This is a genomic window from Haloprofundus sp. MHR1, from assembly GCF_005155585.1.
Classification (GTDB): domain Archaea; phylum Halobacteriota; class Halobacteria; order Halobacteriales; family Haloferacaceae; genus Haloprofundus; species Haloprofundus halophilus.
This window is the reverse complement of sequence record NZ_CP039833.1, coordinates 2495180-2507929: the sequence shown is the minus strand read 5'-3', so window position 1 is coordinate 2507929 and position 12750 is coordinate 2495180. Positions and strand designations below refer to the sequence as shown.

Annotated in this window: 15 protein-coding genes; 13 read left to right on the top strand and 2 right to left on the bottom strand. The window is 65.9% G+C overall.

The features are described 5' to 3' along the window. Positions 1-106 precede the first annotated feature (106 nt). Positions 107-739 (top strand): hypothetical protein, encoded by a 633-nt coding sequence (locus FCF25_RS12685; RefSeq protein WP_117591605.1) that lies wholly within the window; start codon positions 107-109, stop codon positions 737-739. A gap of 396 nt (positions 740-1135) precedes the next feature. Beyond that, positions 1136-1465 carry a HalOD1 output domain-containing protein gene (locus FCF25_RS12680; protein WP_168191255.1) on the top strand — a complete coding sequence of 110 codons (330 nt, stop codon included), beginning with the start codon at positions 1136-1138 and terminating at the stop codon, positions 1463-1465. 136 nt (positions 1466-1601) lie between these two features. On the opposite strand, the gene FCF25_RS12675 is transcribed toward FCF25_RS12680, so the two are convergent. Continuing rightward, positions 1602-2756 carry a pyridoxal phosphate-dependent aminotransferase gene (locus FCF25_RS12675; protein ID WP_137048938.1) on the bottom strand — a complete coding sequence of 385 codons (1155 nt, stop codon included), beginning with the start codon at positions 2754-2756 and terminating at the stop codon, positions 1602-1604. After that, positions 2753-3157 carry a 6,7-dimethyl-8-ribityllumazine synthase gene (gene ribH / locus FCF25_RS12670; protein WP_117591610.1) on the bottom strand — a complete coding sequence of 135 codons (405 nt, stop codon included), beginning with the start codon at positions 3155-3157 and terminating at the stop codon, positions 2753-2755. Before ribH ends, FCF25_RS12675 begins: the two co-directional genes overlap by 4 nt. A 248-nt stretch (positions 3158-3405) precedes the next feature. Between ribH and FCF25_RS12665 the strand changes: the two genes are divergently transcribed. The 11 genes from FCF25_RS12665 to nuoK all read left to right on the top strand — a co-directional run bounded on the left by FCF25_RS12665 (position 3406) and on the right by nuoK (position 12750). Beyond that, positions 3406-5244, top strand: coding sequence for a flippase activity-associated protein Agl23 (locus FCF25_RS12665; RefSeq protein WP_137048937.1), 1839 nt, complete (start codon positions 3406-3408; stop codon positions 5242-5244). Between the two features lie 177 nt (positions 5245-5421). Then, a complete protein-coding gene (locus FCF25_RS12660; RefSeq protein ID WP_137048936.1) occupies positions 5422-6612 on the top strand; it encodes a 5-(carboxyamino)imidazole ribonucleotide synthase in 1191 nt (396 codons plus the stop codon). Beyond that, a complete protein-coding gene (gene purE / locus FCF25_RS12655; RefSeq protein WP_117591616.1) occupies positions 6609-7226 on the top strand; it encodes a 5-(carboxyamino)imidazole ribonucleotide mutase in 618 nt (205 codons plus the stop codon). The genes FCF25_RS12660 and purE overlap by 4 nt, the downstream gene beginning before the upstream one ends. 132 nt (positions 7227-7358) lie before the next feature. Continuing rightward, positions 7359-7772: an NADH-quinone oxidoreductase subunit A gene (locus tag FCF25_RS12650; RefSeq protein ID WP_117591618.1), complete on the top strand. Its 414-nt coding sequence runs from the start codon at positions 7359-7361 to the stop codon at positions 7770-7772. Next, positions 7769-8467 (top strand): NADH-quinone oxidoreductase subunit B, encoded by a 699-nt coding sequence (locus FCF25_RS12645; RefSeq protein ID WP_117591620.1) that lies wholly within the window; start codon positions 7769-7771, stop codon positions 8465-8467. The genes FCF25_RS12650 and FCF25_RS12645 overlap by 4 nt, the downstream gene beginning before the upstream one ends. After that, entirely contained in the window at positions 8464-10134 is a 1671-nt protein-coding gene (locus FCF25_RS12640; protein WP_137048935.1) for an NADH-quinone oxidoreductase subunit D, read from the top strand. Before FCF25_RS12645 ends, FCF25_RS12640 begins: the two co-directional genes overlap by 4 nt. Further along, entirely contained in the window at positions 10131-11213 is a 1083-nt protein-coding gene (locus FCF25_RS12635; RefSeq protein ID WP_117591624.1) for a complex I subunit 1 family protein, read from the top strand. The genes FCF25_RS12640 and FCF25_RS12635 overlap by 4 nt, the downstream gene beginning before the upstream one ends. Further along, entirely contained in the window at positions 11210-11671 is a 462-nt protein-coding gene (locus tag FCF25_RS12630) for an NADH-quinone oxidoreductase subunit I (protein ID WP_058581409.1), read from the top strand. The genes FCF25_RS12635 and FCF25_RS12630 overlap by 4 nt, the downstream gene beginning before the upstream one ends. A gap of 79 nt (positions 11672-11750) precedes the next feature. Next, positions 11751-12011, top strand: coding sequence for an NADH-quinone oxidoreductase subunit J (locus FCF25_RS12625; RefSeq protein ID WP_058581408.1), 261 nt, complete (start codon positions 11751-11753; stop codon positions 12009-12011). Continuing rightward, a complete protein-coding gene (locus FCF25_RS12620) occupies positions 12008-12448 on the top strand; it encodes a hypothetical protein (protein WP_174786380.1) in 441 nt (146 codons plus the stop codon). The genes FCF25_RS12625 and FCF25_RS12620 overlap by 4 nt, the downstream gene beginning before the upstream one ends. Beyond that, positions 12448-12750, top strand: coding sequence for an NADH-quinone oxidoreductase subunit NuoK (gene nuoK, locus FCF25_RS12615; protein ID WP_117591626.1), 303 nt, complete (start codon positions 12448-12450; stop codon positions 12748-12750). Before FCF25_RS12620 ends, nuoK begins: the two co-directional genes overlap by 1 nt.

Genomic DNA, 12750 nt, shown 5'->3' with positions numbered 1-12750 from the left:
ACGCCGCGGAGCGAGAGTGTGGTGACTTGGAACGTCGCATCGGTCGACGGCCGTTCGTGTCAACTCGGGGGAAACATCTATGTTCGCCGGGTTTGTCGTCGAAGCAATGCCCGTCACACACCTCCCGCTGCGCCGCTCCGCCTCGGTCGGTGCAGTCGTGTACGCGGTCGGTTACGCGGTGGCGCTCGTTGCGACCGCCGGATACGCTGGTGCGGTCGCCGCCGTCGAAGTCGCTGGTGAGACGACGGACGCCGCCCCGCTCGGCGAGATTTTGGGTGTCGACCCCGCGTCGTGGATCACCTCCGGTTGGCTGTTCTACAACGCCCATCTCGTCCCGACGAGCGTCCCCATCGCCGACGCCGTCAACGGACTCGGCGGGTTGACGAACCGTTCGCTTCTGGCGACGCTCGGCGGACCGCTGTACGCGCTGTATCTGCTGCCACCGCTGTTGCTCCTCGCGGCGGGCTACGTCGTCGTTCGGACGAGCGAAACGCCCGGCGAGAACGGCGCGCGAAACGCCGGGGCGAGCGTCGTCGCCGGCTACTTCCCGCTGTTTCTTCTCGGGGCGTTCGTCTTCACCGTCGGCGCGGCGGACGCGCGGACCGTCGCGTCACCCGCCGGGCTTCCGTCCGTGTTCCTCGGTCTGGTGTATCCGCTGGTGTTCGGGAGCATAGGCGGGTTGGTGGCGGGCAGACGTGCCACGGCGTCGACGCCGACCGGAGAAGTCGCTGACGCGTAGCGAGACGGGTGGTGGCTTCTCGAAAGAGAACTCTACTGGGGCAGGAGCCCTCAGAGCGTAACAGAACTGTCGTGCGGAATCGAGAGGACTCCTCTCTCGCGGGCCCGCTTTTTCGCATCCCGGACGTTGGACTCGCGTCGAACGGGCACGTTTGAGTTCCAGACTCGTTGCGAAATCGACATCTGGAAGTGAACGGAAGCTGTTGTTTTTGTGTGTGATTAACTGGGTCAAAACCTCCCTTTTCCCTATCGAGCATCTACCGAACGAGTGAGAAAGTACGCACTGTACGTCCATTGTCTCGATCGACCACGAGTAGGACAGTGACCTCACCGTTTGCGTCGTTAGTTACACCCATATGGAGCGTATCACGCAGTCCAGACTCGCGCCGCTTTGCCTATGACCAATCAGCATACGCCGAACGGCGACGACCAGCAATGTGCATCGACAACCGCCTACCGACACACGTTCGACTGGCAGACAGACTCAGTAAGTGGAGAGCTCGTCAAGGCAGTAGCCGCGTTGACGAACTCGGAACCGACCGAACTGCCGGTTCTCGCGGACTCCGTCGACCCCGACGCCCTCGACAACCTCTTTCGAAATCGCGCCGATGGTCGCCCCCGCGACACCGACGGTCGCCTCGTCTTCGACTACGACGGTCACCGAGTCCGGATTACGACCGACGGCACGATTGCCGTCGACGCGGCCGAATCTCCGAGTGGCGACTGACCCCGATTCGTCCGTGCTGTCGTTCTACGAGTCGTCGAAATCGAGAACCGCCACTGCTCGTTCGCGCTCTGCACCGGACAAGTCGAGTCGATCGTTCGAGTGTCGCAACGACGGAGAGTCGCCGTCGAGCGCGCTTCTACAGTATCCCGCCGTCGTCCAACCGCTCGACGGCTTCCTGTAGTCGCTCCTTGCTCGCCGCGTAGGAGATGCGAGCGTAACCGGGTGCGCCGAAGGCGCTGCCGGGAACGGTGGCGACGTGCGCCTCCTGAATCGCGTCCTCGCACCACTGCTGGTCGTCGTCAGCGACGGGAATCATCATGTAGAACGCGCCGTCGGGGACGGAAACGTCGACGCCGCGTTCGTCGAACATCTCGACGAGCATGTCGCGGCGCTCCTCGAACGCCTGCACCATCTGGTCGACCGCCGTCTCGGTGTTCGTGATGGCTTCGACGCCCGCGTGCTGGACGAAGTTCACCGCACACGAGACCGAGTGGCTGTGTAGCTTTCCTGCCTCGGAGACGAGTTCTTCGGGCGCGTGGAGGTAGCCGAGACGCCACCCGGTCATCGAGTACGCCTTCGAGAAGCCGTTGATGGTGATGGTCCGGTCTTCCATCCCCTCCAAGGTGGCGAGACTCGTGTGTTCGACGCCGTACGTGATTTGCTCGTATATCTCGTCGGAGATGACCGCGAAGTCGTGGTCGACCGCGAGGTCGCGGACGCCTTCGAGCGCCGCGTCGGAGTAGACGGCCCCCGTGGGGTTGCTCGGGGAGTTGACGACCAAGAGCTCAGTATCGTCGGAGACAGCGTCCGCAAGTTCGTCGAGCGCCGGTTCGAGTTGGAACTCGTGCGGCGAAAGGTCGACGCGTGAGAGGTCGCCGCCGGCCAACTTGACCATCGCCTCGTAGGAGACCCACGCCGGGTCGAGGAGGACGACCTCGTCGCCGTCGTCGACGACGGTCTGTATCGTCTCGTACAGCGCCTGCTTGCCGCCGGGCGTGACGATTATCTCCCCGGCTTCGGCGTCGATGCCGTCGCCGCGGAGTTTCTCGGCGATAGCCTCGCGGAGTTCGGTGATGCCGTTCGAGGAGGTGTAGCCGGTGTGTCCGGCGGCCATCGCGTCCTGTCCCGCCTGAACGACGTTCTCGGGCGTCGGGAAGTCGGGTTCGCCGACCGAGAGGTCGACGACGTCGACGCCGTCGGCTTCGAGTTTGCCCGCGAGGTTGCTGATGGCGAGCGTCGCGCTCGGTTCGACACGGCCGACACGGTCAGAGAAATCGAATTCGTAGCTCATGGAAGTTCCTCCAGTAGGTCGAGTGCGGCGTCGACGGCGTCGGCTCCCTTGCCGACGCGTTCGCGCGCTTCGGCGCCGCTCATACCCGGACCGCTGACGCCGAAGGTGACGGGTACGTCGCGGTCGAGGCTCACCTGCGTGAGCCCCTGCGCCGTCGCGTCGGCGATGACCCGGTCGTGGTCGGTGTCGCCGGTGACGATCGCGCCGACGACGGCGACGGCGTCGACGTCGTCGCGGCGAGCGAGTCGGTCCGCCGCCAGCGGGGCGTCGTACGCGCCCGGCACGTGGACCGTCTCGGCGACCGTCGCGCCGCGCGCTTCGGCCGCGTCGCGGGCGGTCGCCTCCATCTCCTCGGTGACCGACGAGTTGAACCTCGCCGCCACCAGTCCGAGTGTGACCATACGAGTGAGGTGGAGAGGCCGGCCCAAAGACCTACCGTTAGCCGCCGCGATTGCGGCGGTCGACACGGTTCGTCGACTCGGTTTATCGGCTCGGTTTATCGACCCGATTCGTCGACTCGGTTTATCGGCCCGATTCGTCGACTCGGTTCGTCGACTCGATTCGTCGGACCGGTCGGTGGCCGCTCGGGGGCCGGTCGGTCTGGCGACGAACACAAGAGTTGTTATGCCCCGTGTGCGAGAGGCGAGGTATGACTAGCGACGACGGGGTCGGTGCGTCGGCACCGACGAACGCCGTCAGCCGTTCGGAATCGGAGACGGCGACGCCGGAGCCGCTACTGGCCGGCGCTCGGACGCTCTACGCGGTCCTCTCCGTCACCGCCCTCGCCCTCCTCGCACGCGTCGTCGGCCTCGGCGCGCGAATCATGCACTGGGACGAAGGCAGAGTCGGCTACTGGGCGCTGCGCTACCACGAGAACGGCGAGTTCTTCTACCGCCCCATCATCCACGGCCCGTTCATCCCCGTCGTCAACGACTGGGTGTTCACGCTCGTCGGCGTCTCGGACTTCTCCGCCCGCCTCGTCGTCGCCGTCGTCGGCGGCCTCTTCCCGCTGGCGGCGTGGCTGTTCCGCGAGCACCTCGACGACACCGAGGTCGTCGGCCTCGCGCTCGTCCTCGCGGCCAACCCCCTCCTCGTCTACTACTCGCGGTTCATGCGAAACGACGTGCTCGTCGCCGTGTTCTCCGTGTTCGCGCTCGGCTTCGTCGTCCGCGCCGTCGACACCGGCAGACTCCGCTATCTGTACTTCGCGGCTGTGTCGATGGGACTCGCGTTCACGACGAAAGGAAACGCGATTCTCTACATCGCGTGCTACCTCGGGGCGGCGGTGCTGGTGTTCGACCACCGGCTCGTCGAACTCGCCGCTCGTGGCGACTCCGTCGGGAGCTACCTCCGTTCGCGACCGGCGTGGGCCAAGCGAAGGCTGACGAGCCGGTGGAACACGTTCGAGTACGGCGCGGGCGTCCTCGCCGTAAACGTCGTCGGCGCGCTCCTCGTGTTCCTCGCCATCGTGGCGTTCTTCTACGCGCCGCGCCCGGAGCTCGGGCAGGCGCTCGGCAATCCGGCGGCGCTGCCCGGCGTGCTCGACGAGGCGACGGTCGGCGCGGCCGAGTCGTTCTACGACAGTTGGGGATCGGGCGACCACCAGGACCACCCGTACCTACCGTTCTTCTACGGTCTCTCGGAGACGCTCGTCTACGGCGCGGGGCTCACGCTCGTCTTCGCCGTCGTCGGCCTCGCCGTCGACGGGTACGGCAGTCGTAGCGCACAGGTCGACGGCGGGGGCGACGGCGGAGGGCGCGGCCGCCGCGGCCGCCGGTGGCTCGTCGCGTTCGGCCTCTACTGGGGCGTCGCCAGCCTCGTCGGCTACCCCATCGCCACCGACATCGAGGCCCCGTGGGCCGCCGTCCACGTCGTCGTCCCGCTGGCGTTCCCCGCGAGCGTCGGCATCGCCTACCTCTATCGGGAGACGCGCGCCTCCGTCGTCGCCCGCGACACCGTCAGCGTCGGACTCGCCGCCATCGTCGTCGTCGCGGCGCTGTCGGGCGTCGTCGGGGCGAACGCCGCCTACATCGACAGCACCAGTCAGGAGGACAAGGAGGTGCTCCAGTGGGCGCAACCCGACAACGATCTGAAGGCGACGATGCAGACGGTCGGACGAATCGCCGAGACGAACGAAGGCGTCGACGTGCTGTTCTACGGCAGCTACCACCCGACGACCGACGAGACGCTGCTGTACGTCGAGAACGAGGAGAGTCTCGAACGGATGCCGCCCGGCGGCCCGGCGTGGCACAGCCGCCTGCCGCTGCCGTGGTATCTCGAACGCGTCGACGCGAACGTGACGAGCACCGAGCCCAGCGAGAACGGAACGGAGCTACAGAACCCGCCGCCCGTCGTCGTCGCCTACGAGTGGGAGGCCGACAACCTCCGCGAGCAGTTGCCGGGGTACACCGAACACAGACATCTGTTCCGCCTCTGGAGCGACGAAGTCGTCGTCTTCGTCGACGAGTCGGCGATACCCGAGGAGTGACGCGTCCGCCGCGAGCGTGGACGACCGCTGCCTCACCGCCCATCGTTGCTACACCCATCGCCCCGCCGCGCACCGTTACCACACGCGTTCGTGTGCCGCGTATCGGTGCACACGTTCGTGTCTATTTCGACAGACAGTGAGCAACGTTTATGCAGTAACATCCACAACCGAGCGACCGTGACTCTCACGCTTCCCGGTCCGACGATAGGCGTCGTCGGCGGCGGGCAACTCGGCCGGATGCTGGCGGAGGCGGCCGCTCCCCTCGGCGTCGACGTCGTCGTCCTCGACCCGACGCCGGACTGCCCCGCGTCGGTCGTCGCCGAACAGGTCGACGGCTCGTTCGACGACCCCGAGGGCGTCCGCGAACTCGCCGAGCGCGCCGACGTGCTGACGTTCGAGATTGAACTGGCCGACCCAGACGTTCTGGAGTCCGTGCGAGACGAGTACGGCGTCGCCGTCCACCCCTCGCCGGAGACGCTGCGGACGATTCAGGACAAACTCGTCCAGAAGCGGACGCTCGAAGACGCCGGCGTTCCGGTCCCGCCGTTCCGCCGCGTCGACGACGTCTCCGACCTGGAGGCCGCCGTCGAGGCGTTCGGCGCGGTGATGCTGAAGGCGCGCACCGGCGGCTACGACGGACGGGGGAACGTCCCCGTCCACTCCGTCGACGAGGCCGAAGACGCGCTGGCGGAACTCGGCGGCGCGCCCGCGATGGCCGAGTCGTTCGTCGAGTTCGAGCGGGAACTGTCGGTCATCGCCGTCCGCGGCGACCGGGAGTTGAAAACGTTCCCCGCCGGCGAGAACGTCCACGAGGACGAGATTCTGCGCGAGACGGTCGTTCCCGCGCGGACCACGGACGACGTTCGAGCGCGCGCCGAGGAAGTCGCTCACGACGTGCTGTCGCTGCTCGACGGCCGCGGCGTCTTCGGCATCGAACTGTTCGAGTCCGACGGCGAGATATCGGTGAACGAGATCGCCCCGCGACCGCACAACTCCGGCCACTGGACCATCGAGGGAGCGCTGACCTCGCAGTTCGAGCAGCACGCTCGGTCGGTGCTCGGGTGGCCGCTGGGTGCGACGAACCGACGGGGTGTCGCCGTCAGCGCGAACCTCCTGGGCGACGTGGACGAATCCCAACCGGCCGAGCTTCGCGGCGTCGAGACGGCGCTGTCGACGCCGGGTGCGAGCCTCCATTGGTACGGTAAGCACGAGGTCCGCCCGCTACGGAAGATGGGCCACGTGACGCTCGTCGACGACGAGAGTGGAGACGCGACGACCGACGACCTGCTGGAGACCGCACGCGGCCTCGCGGACGAGCTAACGTTCGGCGACGGCGGATTCGGAGACACCACGGAGACGCGAGAATGACCGACGAGATACGGGACCTCATCGACCAGTTGGAAGCGGAGGCCGAAGAGAACAAACCGGCCGCGGAGACGCCCGACGTCGGTATCATCATGGGTTCGGACTCGGACCTCGACGTGATGGCCGGCGCGTACGAAGCGCTCGAAACGCTGGGATTCGAAGAGCAGACCGAGTACGACGACGCCCCCGATTCGCGTTTCTCGTTCGAGAGCTACGTCGTCTCGGCACATCGGACGCCGAAGTTGATGTACGCCTACGGCGAGACGGCCGCCGCGCGCGGCGTCGAAGTCATCATCGCCGGCGCGGGCGGGAAGTCCGCGGACCTGCCCAACATGACCGCGTCCATCGCCTATCCCCTCCCCGTAATCGGCGTCCCGGTCCAAGAGAAGTCCGTGGACTCGGTCATCGGCATGCCCACAGGCGCGCCGATAGTCGCCGTCGACGCCGGAAAGTCGTTCAACGCGGGACTGTCGGCGGGCCAGATTCTCTCTCGCGCGCACGAAGAACTTGTAGACCGACTCGTCGAGTACCACGACGGTCTCCAGAGCGACGTCGCCGAGGCCTCCCGCGACCTCCACCGACTCGGCCTCGACGGCTACAGGGGCCGAAAGGGCTAATACCGACGCGTCGGCGGCCACTCCTCGCCGAATCGCGGCCTCGGGACTCGACGGCCTCGTTTTCGCCCGAGAAAGCAACAATCAACGCTTATAGGGTAGCACACCCAACCGCCGGACGTTGGAAACTCCGGTATGAATCCATGGATAGCCATTGGCGCACTGGCGGTCGTCGGCATCGGCATCCCGATTGGGATGATGGCGGTGTCGGCGCTCCTACGCCCGAGTGTGCCGGAACAAGGAAAGAGCGCCACCTACGAGAGCGGTGAGATCCCGACGGGGAGCGCGCGCATCCAGTTTAACATCCAGTACTACATGGTTGCGCTGCTGTTCGTCGTCTTCGACATCGAAACCGTCCTCATCTTCCCGTGGACCGTCATCTATCGCTCCGCGCTGGAGCAGGGTGTCAGTCTCGGAGCGGTGTTGACGCCGATGCTCGTCTTCGTCGGCATCCTCGTCGTCGGTCTCCTCTGGGCGTGGCGCAACGGCGCGGTCGAGTGGGTTAAGAGCCCGCGCGCGACCCGTCGGAAGACTGAGAGGCAATCATGAGTAGCGACCAGCCATTCGTCACAGACGATTCACAAGTACTGACCGATACCCGCGACGCCCGCTTAGCGGGCGCAGACGACCGGTTCAACTCCAAACTTCGGGAGGCGTTCGGGTCTTCGCCGTTCATCCTCACGAAGTTCGACAAGTTCATGAACTGGGTCCGCGGCTCCTCGATGTTCATGCTGCAGTTCGGTATCGCCTGCTGCAGCATCGAGATGATGCACACGTACGCGGTGAAGCACGACCTCGACCGCTTCGGGTCGGGCGTGCCGCGAGCGTCGCCGCGACAGGCCGACGTCATCATCGTGCCGGGCACCATCGTCTCGAAGTTCGCGCCGCGGATGAAGCGCGTGTACGACCAGATGCCCGAGCCGAAGTTCGTCGTCGGCATGGGCTCCTGTACGATCTCGGGCGGCCCGTTCCAAGAGGGGTACAACGTCGTCAAGGGCGCCGAGGAGGTCATTCCGGTCGACATCCACATCCCCGGCTGCCCGCCGCGCCCCGAGGCGCTCATCTACGGCGTCGTCAAACTCCAGGAGCGCATCGCTAACGGCGAGAGCTCGCCGGTCGTCGTCAAACCGTACGAACTCGAACAGTTCGGCGACCTCGAACGCGACGAAGTCGTCGACAAACTCGCCGAGGAGATCGACACCGACGACCTCGTCATGCGCTACAACTGGGCTGATTCGCCATGAGCCTGGAACGTCCCGAGGCGTCCGAGGGCGCGAGCGTCGAGCGGCACAGCGCCGACGAACTCGCCGACCTGCTCGGTGACCTCGTCATCGGACGCGAGGAGCACATCAACGCGCCGGGATACGTCATCCGGCCGGACTCGGTCCAGGAGACGCTCTCGCTTCTGAAGAACGAAGCGGGGTTCGACCACCTCTCCTGCGTCACCGCCGAGGAGCGCGCCGACCGCTACGAGTCCATCTACCACCTCAAGAAGTTCGACGACCCGACCCAGGAGGTCAGCGTCGTCGTCCCCACGGCGAAGGACGAACCGGTCAGCCAGACGGCCGAACCCGTCTTCCGGACGGCGGACTGGCACGAGCGCGAGGCGTACGACCTCGTCGGAATCGAGTACGAAGGCCACCCCGACATGCGGCGCATCCTGCTGCCTGAGACGTGGCAGGGACACCCGCTGGCGAAGGATTACGACCAGGAACGCCCGCAGGTCGTCCCCCTCCGCGAGCACGCGAACCCGCTCCAGGAGGACCACAAGGACGACCAGGACTCGGAGACGATGTACCTCAACATCGGGCCGCACCACCCGGCGACCCACGGGGTGCTCCACCTGAAGGCGACGCTCGACGGCGAGCAGGTCGCCGACGTCGACCCCGACATCGGCTATCTGCACCGCTGCGAGGAGCAGATGTGCCAGCAGGGTACGTACCGGTACCAGATCATGCCGTACCCGGACCGCTGGGACTACATCTCGGCGGGGCTACTCAACGAGTGGGCGTACGCGCGCGCGGCCGAGGACCTCGCGGACATCGAGGTACCCGAGTACGCGCAGGTCATCCGGACGATGGGCGCGGAACTCTGCCGCATCGCCGCGCACATGCTGGCGGTCGGCACGTTCGCGCTCGACGTTTACGGCGACTTCACGGCCATCTTCATGTACGCCATCCGCGAGCGGGAGAAGGCCCAGAACATCCTCGAGGACCTCACCGGTCAGCGGCTGATGTTCAACTACTTCCGGCTCGGCGGCGTCGTCTGGGACCTCCCCGAGCCCCGAGAGGAGTTCTTCGACAACACGCGCGACTTCCTCGAGGAGCTGCCGGCGGCGCTCGAGGAGTTCCACGACCTCATCTCCGGCAACGAGATTCTGCAGTCGCGCACCATCGGCACCGGCGTCCTGCCGCCGGAAGTCGCGAAGAACTACGGCGCGACGGGACCGGTGCTCCGCGGCTCCGGCGTCGACTACGACCTCCGCCGCGACGACCCCTACGGCTACTACGAGAACCTCGACTGGGACGTCGTCGTCGAGGACGGCTGCGACAACTACTCGCGGCTGCTCGTGCGCATGCTGGAGGTCGAGGAGTCGGCGAAGATCATCGAACAGTGTATCGACATCCTCGAGGACTGGCCCGAGGACGAGCGGAACATCCAGGCGAACGTGCCGCGGACGCTCCGCCCCGACGACGACACCGAGATCTACCGCGCCGTCGAAGGCGCGAAGGGCGAACTCGGCATCTACATCCGCGCCGACGGAACCGAGAAACCCGGGCGCTTCAAGATTCGAAGCCCGTGTTTCTCGAACCTCCAGACGCTGCCGGAGATGTCGAACGGCGAGTACGTCCCGGACATGATCGCGTCGCTGGGCAGCCTCGACATCGTACTCGGTGAGGTCGACCGATGACGCCGCTGCAGCAAGGACCGGTACTGCTCCCCGAGCGCATCGCGGACCTGCTCGGTCTCGGCGACGGCCTGCTCGGACAGGTCGTCGGCGGACTCGTCGCCGCGTTCCTCATCGCAAACATCATGCTGGCGATGACCGCCGTCGCCGGTCCGTGGGCCAAACGGAAGATCACGGCGGCGTTCACCGACCGCATCGCGGTCAACCGCATCGGGCCGTTCGGCCTGTTCATCATCATCGCCGACGCGGTGCGTCTGCTCTCGAAGGAGCTCATCGTTCCCGAGGGCGTCGACCGCCCGGCGTGGGACCTCGCGCCCATCATCCTGCCGGCGTCGGCGCTGCTGGGCTTCGCGGTCATCCCGATGGGCAGCGGCATCCAACTGGCCGACCCCGAGACGGGGCTGGTGTTCGCGTTCGCCGTCGCCTCCATCGCGTCGCTGTCGCTCGTGATGGGCGGCTACGCGTCGAACAACAAGTACTCGCTCATGGGTGGTCTGCGCGCCGTCGCACAGAACATCGCGTACGAGATTCCGCTCATCGTCACGGCGGCGTCGGTGGTCATCTTCACCGGCACGCTCCAGATGAGCGAGATCGTCGCTGTCCAGCGCGAGCCGCTCGTCGCTCTCGGCGGCGGCCTGACGATTCCGCAGTGGTTCGCGTTCGTCAACCCGTTCGCGTTCGTGCTGTTCCTCGTCGCCAACATGGCCGAGATCGGTCGCAACCCGTTCGACATTCCGGAAGCGCCGACCGAGATCGTCGCCGGCTACCAGACCGAGTACTCCAGCGTCTACTTCGTGCTGTTCTACCTCGGGGAGTTCCTGCACATCTTCCTGGGCGGCGCGCTCATCGCGACGCTGTTCCTCGGCGGCCCGGCCGCGCCCATCGCGGCGCTCAACGTGATTCCGGGCTTCGTCTGGTTCCTCATCAAGATCTGGGCGGTGTTCCTGTTCACGCAGTGGGCGCGCTCGGCGATTCCGCGCGTCCGCATCGACCAACTGCTCGACATCGGTTGGAAGGGGATGCTCGTGCTCTCCTTCGCTAACCTGGTTCTCACGGCCATCATCGTGGGAGTGATAGCATGATCGGAATCCTGAAATCGATGGCAACGACGATGAAACACGCCCTCGACGGCCAGACGTTCACCGTCGAGTACCCGGACGTCGCCCCCGAGGTGAGTCCGCGGTTCCGCGGCGTGCACAAGTTCAGCCAGGAGCGCTGCATCTGGTGTCGCCAGTGCGAAAACGTCTGTCCGAACGACACGATTCAGATCGTGCAGGACGACAAGCGCAACGGCGAGCAGTACAACCTCCACATCGGTCAGTGCATCTACTGCCGACTCTGCGAGGAGGTCTGCCCCGTCGACGCCATCCTGCTGACGCAGAACTTCGAGTTCACGGCGGACACGAAAAACGAGTTCGTCTACAACAAGGAACAGCTCAAGAACGTCCCCTGGTACAAAGGAATCGACCCCCTCAACTCGCGCAACCCCGACCGGGACGCGTGGGTCGGCGAGGGAGACGGCGAGGTCGACTACCAGTAATCGAGAGCGACGCGCCCGAAGTCGGGTGCGTCGTACGTTCTCGAAACCTTCAAACGGATACCTCAAGGAGACACACACAATGGTTTATGAAACCCTGGCGTTCGCGCTGTTCGCCCTCGTCACCGTGGGCTGCAGCCTGGGCGTCGTCCTCGTGCGGGACATCTGGCACTCCGCACTCCTGCTCGGGGGCGCGCTCTTGAGCGTCGCGGTGCACTACGTGATGCTGCAAGCGGAGTTCCTTGCAGCGATGCAGATTCTCGTCTACGTGGGCGGGGTCCTCATCCTCATCACGTTCGCCGTGATGCTCACGCGGACCGACCCGGAGGTGAGTAGCACATGACGACCAAACCGCAGTTGAACGACGATTCGAACTTCCTCCCGGGGCTCGCGGCTCTGGGACTGTTCGTCGTGATGGCTGTCGTATTCCTGCAGGCGGAGTTCGGTGAACCGCAGGGGTTCCCGGCCGACGTCAGCATCGTCGCCAGTATCGGCTACGCGATGTTCGACATCTCGGCGGACCAACTGCAGCAACAGATCGTGAGCGCCGAGGGCTTCCTCGCGGCGTTTCTCATCATGGCCATCGCGCTCGACGTCGCCATCGACGCCGCCGTCTACCTCGCAAAGCGCGAGGAGGCCGGCGAAGTCGTGACCGCGCTCGTCGACGACGTTCGCAGCGACGACCCGACCAGCGGCGGGGAACCGACCGACGGACGCGGGCCCGCCGCGCGAGCGGACGGTGGCGTCGCGGACGACACGACGACAGGAGGCGATCACTGATGGTGCCCCCGCAGTACTACCTGCTCCTCGCGGGCGCCGTCTTCTGTATCGGCCTGTTCGGCATCCTCACGCGTCGGAACGCGCTGTTGTTCCTGATGTCGGTCGAGTTGATGCTGAACGCGGCGAACATCAACCTCGTCGCCTTCTCGGTGTACTGGGGCAACGTAACGGGCCAGACGCTGAGCCTGTTCACGATGGCGCTGGCGGCCGCGGAGGTCGCCATCGGTATCGGCATCATCCTCACGCTCTACCGCAACTTCGGTGACGTGGACGTGACTGACGCAGCGTCGATGAGGTGGTAA

Excerpts from the sequence above, each read along its gene's own strand:
- FCF25_RS12630 (WP_058581409.1), top strand. The coding sequence starts at position 11,210 with ATGATCGGAATCCTGAAATCGATGGCAACGACGATGAAACACGCCCTC.
- FCF25_RS12680 (WP_168191255.1), top strand. The coding sequence starts at position 1,136 with ATGACCAATCAGCATACGCCGAACGGCGACGACCAGCAATGTGCATCG.
- ribH (WP_117591610.1), bottom strand. The coding sequence starts at position 3,157 with ATGGTCACACTCGGACTGGTGGCGGCGAGGTTCAACTCGTCGGTCACC.
- purE (WP_117591616.1), top strand. The coding sequence starts at position 6,609 with ATGACCGACGAGATACGGGACCTCATCGACCAGTTGGAAGCGGAGGCC.
- FCF25_RS12640 (WP_137048935.1), top strand. The coding sequence starts at position 8,464 with ATGAGCCTGGAACGTCCCGAGGCGTCCGAGGGCGCGAGCGTCGAGCGG.
- FCF25_RS12645 (WP_117591620.1), top strand. The coding sequence starts at position 7,769 with ATGAGTAGCGACCAGCCATTCGTCACAGACGATTCACAAGTACTGACC.
- FCF25_RS12620 (WP_174786380.1), top strand. The coding sequence starts at position 12,008 with ATGACGACCAAACCGCAGTTGAACGACGATTCGAACTTCCTCCCGGGG.
- FCF25_RS12675 (WP_137048938.1), bottom strand. The coding sequence starts at position 2,756 with ATGAGCTACGAATTCGATTTCTCTGACCGTGTCGGCCGTGTCGAACCG.
- FCF25_RS12625 (WP_058581408.1), top strand. The coding sequence starts at position 11,751 with ATGGTTTATGAAACCCTGGCGTTCGCGCTGTTCGCCCTCGTCACCGTG.
- nuoK (WP_117591626.1), top strand. The coding sequence starts at position 12,448 with ATGGTGCCCCCGCAGTACTACCTGCTCCTCGCGGGCGCCGTCTTCTGT.
- FCF25_RS12665 (WP_137048937.1), top strand. The coding sequence starts at position 3,406 with ATGACTAGCGACGACGGGGTCGGTGCGTCGGCACCGACGAACGCCGTC.
- FCF25_RS12650 (WP_117591618.1), top strand. The coding sequence starts at position 7,359 with ATGAATCCATGGATAGCCATTGGCGCACTGGCGGTCGTCGGCATCGGC.
- FCF25_RS12635 (WP_117591624.1), top strand. The coding sequence starts at position 10,131 with ATGACGCCGCTGCAGCAAGGACCGGTACTGCTCCCCGAGCGCATCGCG.
- FCF25_RS12685 (WP_117591605.1), top strand. The coding sequence starts at position 107 with ATGCCCGTCACACACCTCCCGCTGCGCCGCTCCGCCTCGGTCGGTGCA.